Source organism: Colwellia sp. C1TZA3, from assembly GCF_007954265.1.
Lineage (GTDB): Bacteria > Pseudomonadota > Gammaproteobacteria > Enterobacterales > Alteromonadaceae > Cognaticolwellia.
This window is the reverse complement of sequence record NZ_VOLS01000116.1, coordinates 1-3,489: the sequence shown is the minus strand read 5'-3', so window position 1 is coordinate 3,489 and position 3,489 is coordinate 1. Positions and strand designations below refer to the sequence as shown.

Annotated in this window: 2 protein-coding genes and 3 pseudogenes; 4 read left to right on the top strand and 1 reads right to left on the bottom strand. The window is 39.2% G+C overall.

Features of this window, described 5'->3' with window-relative positions:
• From ESZ39_RS17310 to dsbB, 3 genes and pseudogenes are all read left to right on the top strand, one after another.
• A pseudogene (locus tag ESZ39_RS17310) lies at nt 1-503 on the top strand (transposase); the annotation flags it as partial.
• 301 nt (nt 504-804) lie between these two features.
• A pseudogene (locus ESZ39_RS18285) lies at nt 805-900 on the top strand (hypothetical protein); the annotation flags it as partial.
• A gap of 219 nt (nt 901-1,119) precedes the next feature.
• Complete coding sequence (gene dsbB / locus ESZ39_RS17300) at nt 1,120-1,638, top strand: disulfide bond formation protein DsbB (RefSeq protein ID WP_146881164.1); 519 nt, start codon at nt 1,120-1,122, stop codon at nt 1,636-1,638.
• 75 nt (nt 1,639-1,713) lie between these two features.
• On the opposite strand, the gene ESZ39_RS17295 is transcribed toward dsbB, so the two are convergent.
• A complete protein-coding gene (locus ESZ39_RS17295; RefSeq protein WP_146881163.1) occupies nt 1,714-3,090 on the bottom strand; it encodes an SLC13 family permease in 1,377 nt (458 codons plus the stop codon).
• A gap of 109 nt (nt 3,091-3,199) precedes the next feature.
• On the opposite strand from ESZ39_RS17295, the pseudogene ESZ39_RS17290 reads away from it, so the two are divergent.
• Nucleotides 3,200-3,489: pseudogene (locus tag ESZ39_RS17290) on the top strand (transposase); the annotation flags it as partial.

Sequence of the window (3,489 nt, the reverse complement as noted above, 5' to 3'; positions counted from 1 at the left end):
GCACTTGGGAAGGACGCTTTAAATCTCAGGCACTGCTTGATGAATCGGCACTACTGTCTTGCATGGCTTATGTTGATTTAAACCCCATAAGGGCCGGTATTGCTGCGACGCCAGAGCGGTCAAATTTCACCAGTATTCAATTACGCATCAAAGCCGCGATAACAGGTGAGCAACCAACGGCGTTATTACCCTTTACGGGTAATGAACACCAGAACAAAGCAGTGGGTATTCGCTTTAGTTTACCAGACTACTTAACACTCGTTGATGAAACGGGGCGTATATTTAGAGACGACAAACCGGGTGTTATTAACCCTAAAACAGCAAAGATCCTCGCAAGACTTCACATGAGTGATAAAAGTTGGTTAAAGTTGACGAATAATTTTGAATGTGTCTTCACTGGAGCCGCCGGTACAGCTGAGCACTTAAATAAATTTAGTAAGCATGTGGGTTTAAAACGTACACACGGATTAGCCAATGCTCAAGCGTTTTTGAATAGCGCATAACACTCTTTATTATTTATTAATCAGCCGTTAACTTATGTCATCTTAGTGTGATAGGGTAAACTCAGCTGAAATTCAATGGTTTGGCAATTATGGCTGGCCAACGGTATCTAAGATCGATTTATTCAATAAAAGAGCATTTTAATAAGCTAGAAATACACCAGTCAGCATGTCATTATTACTTGTAATTATCATGGGTGGCATAGTTAATTTATTGTAATTATCATGGGTGGCATAGTTAATTTAGTTAATTTAGTTAATTTTAGTTAATTTGCATAGTTAATTTTAATTTTTCACCTCTGCACTAACATCATTAATTCGTTTATTTTACGGTCGCATGGTTATTATGGCGTTGCCATGTACTATTGTCTTAACCACTGTTGGTTTACTAATGATTTGAACCAGTCAGCCAACTAATTTCACCCAGTATTTTTATGACTTAAACCTGAACTAGCACCACAGCACTAAATCTTCAACTAGTGTCCATAATGGTCACTAGCAAAATTTGTATAAGTTATAAGCTGATATAATATTTAACAAAAGCGCTCTTGTAGCGCTTTTTTATTATTGTTAGCATATGTAGTAATGTCCTAAAATAACCAGTCATGGGTGATATGCTGTGAATTTTTTAAACCAATTATCTTTAAATCAACGAGCTTGGCAATTGCTCGCAGTTAGTGCTTTATGTTTTGAATTAATCGCACTCTACTTTCAATATGTGATGGGACTTGAGCCCTGCATTATGTGTATTTATCAACGCACTGCAATCTGGGGAATATTTTTAGCGGGTGTCATTGGGGCTTTAGGTTGTCAATTTATATTAATACGCCTTGCCGCTTATGGTTTATGGGCAACAGGGGCTATTTGGGGCTTTATCATTGCTTTAGAGCATATCGATATGCAATCAACGACTATGTCGTTTTTATATAGTTGTGAATTTATTCCAAACTTTCCAGTTTGGGCGCCATTACATCAATGGTTACCGGCTTTATTTGAAGCAACGGGGGACTGTGGTGATATTAACTGGCAATTCTTAGGCTTTACTATGCCACAAGTCATGCTAATTATATTTGGTATTTATAGCGCTGTGTTTGCTATTGTTTTATTGGCACGTTTGCAAAAAGAGAGAATGTTTTAACCGCCTGTTTTTTATGATGCTCGCGTTATAATCCAAGGTAATAACGCGAATATTTGCATTTGATGCCAATGGCGATTAAAGCAATAACAAGTAACAAGTGATGCCAACTAAACAAGAAATAATAAAGCTAAGCACCGCTCCTTCTTTAACCATATCTTTAATTTCAATTTCACCTGTTCCATAAGCGATGGCATTAGGTGCTGTCGCTACGGGTAACATAAACGCACAACTAGCGCATATCGCTGCAGGGACCATTAACACTTTGGGATCATAACCCGATGCAATAGCCGCTGCCGCTAAAATTGGCATCAATAACGTCGCTGTTGCAGTATTACTGGTTATTTCAGTTAAGTAAGTCACCACTAAACAAATAGTAACAATCATGATAATGGCTGGTAAGTTGGCAAATGATGCTAACCACTCCCCCAATAAAGTACTTAATCCTGAAGCAACAAAACCTTTAGCTAACGCGATACCGCCAGCAAATAGCAATAACATTCCCCACGGAATAGTTTTAGCGCTGTCCCAATCGAGTAGACGTGAGCCTTTACCATTGGGCACAATAAACATCAATACCACAGCAAATAAGGCAACAGTGCTATCGCCTGCTATCTCAATATCTAAAACACCACTCCAACCACCAAAGGGCTCTTTACGTGTAATCCATGCCAATGCAGTTAAACCAAAAATCCACAAGGTTCGTGTTTCTTCGACGCGCCATGGCCCCAACACGGGTAAATGTACCGTTTGTTCAAGTTTAACATTTCTGGTTAGCCAAAAAGCCATAATTGGAATAGCCATTACCACAATAGGTACACCAATTTTCATCCATTCTAAAAAACCAAACTCAATGCCGGTTTGCTCTTCATAAATACCCATAAAAATCACATTAGGCGGCGTACCAATCGGGGTTGCAACACCGCCCACACTTGCTGCATAGGCAATACCTAAAATGAGTGCTACTTTAAGATTTTGATTATCAATATGTTTCAAAATAGCTAAGGCAATAGGTAACATAATTAAGGTTGTGGCGGTGTTGGATATCCACATGCTTAAAAGTGCACTGGCTAACATAAAGCCAAAGACCATTCGCCGGCCACTATTAACTCCAACCAAGCGCACCATGTAAACTGCTAAACGCTCATGGGCACCACTTTTTTCAATGGCTTTTGATAGCATAAATGCGCCCATTAAGAGCAAAATCACGTGGCTACCTAAGGCAGATGCGACCACTTTATGATCGACAATGCCAAAAAGTGGTAACAAAGCAAAAGGCACTAATGATGTGGCTGGAATAGGTAGTGCTTCTGTGACCCACCAAATAACTGTTAATAGCGTGATAGCTGCTGCGATAGAGGCCTTACTATCTAAGCCAATAGCTTGTAAGGTGAAATAAAAAATCACCGCCAACAAAGGTGCTAACGGGATGAACAGCTGTCGAGATAATTTCATAAATTTATCCAATATTTTTAGGGGCTGTTGATCTTTCGTGATTGAATTTTGAACTAAAAAAGGCGATCTCGTATAATAATTTCGCCAAAAACAAAAACACGAGATCACCATGCCCCGAACAATGCTTAACGACCAGCACTGGTCAAAACTAAGCGTCATAATGCTCAAAGATAGAGTGTATAACAAGCCCCAACACAGAAATACTTTGGAAGGGATTCTATATCGAATGTGAACAGGCTGCCCCTGGCGTGATGTGCCAAAGTCATTTGGTAATTGGAGTGCAATATATAGACGCTTTAATTTATGGTCAAAGAAAGGTGTTTTAATGAGGCTTTTCAAGTCATTAAAATATGAGCCTGATCTTGAATGGGCGTTTATTGATGGTAGTATTGTTAAAGC